We start from the raw sequence: 537 nt of genomic DNA on the forward strand, positions 1-537 counted from the left end.
GTGGGTAGTTTGACTGGGGCGGTCTCCTCCCAAAGAGTAACGGAGGAGCACGAAGGTTAGCTAATCCTGGTCGGACATCAGGAGGTTAGTGCAATGGCATAAGCTAGCTTGACTGCGAGAGTGACGGCTCGAGCAGGTGCGAAAGCAGGTCATAGTGATCCGGTGGTTCTGAATGGAAGGGCCATCGCTCAACGGATAAAAGGTACTCCGGGGATAACAGGCTGATACCGCCCAAGAGTTCATATCGACGGCGGTGTTTGGCACCTCGATGTCGGCTCATCACATCCTGGGGCTGAAGTAGGTCCCAAGGGTATGGCTGTTCGCCATTTAAAGTGGTACGCGAGCTGGGTTTAGAACGTCGTGAGACAGTTCGGTCCCTATCTGCCGTGGGCGCTGGAGAATTGAGGGGGGCTGCTCCTAGTACGAGAGGACCGGAGTGGACGCATCACTGGTGTTCGGGTTGTCATGCCAATGGCACTGCCCGGTAGCTAAATGCGGAAGAGATAAGTGCTGAAAGCATCTAAGCACGAAACTTGC

General features: G+C 54.9%; 1 rRNA gene. It reads left to right on the forward strand.

Going from position 1 to position 537, the window contains the following annotated elements:
• Positions 1–537, forward strand: a 23S ribosomal RNA gene (locus OSH03_RS22070); the annotation flags it as partial.

Origin of the sequence: Enterobacter nematophilus (assembly GCF_026344075.1) — a bacterium.
Taxonomy (GTDB): domain Bacteria; phylum Pseudomonadota; class Gammaproteobacteria; order Enterobacterales; family Enterobacteriaceae; genus Enterobacter; species Enterobacter nematophilus.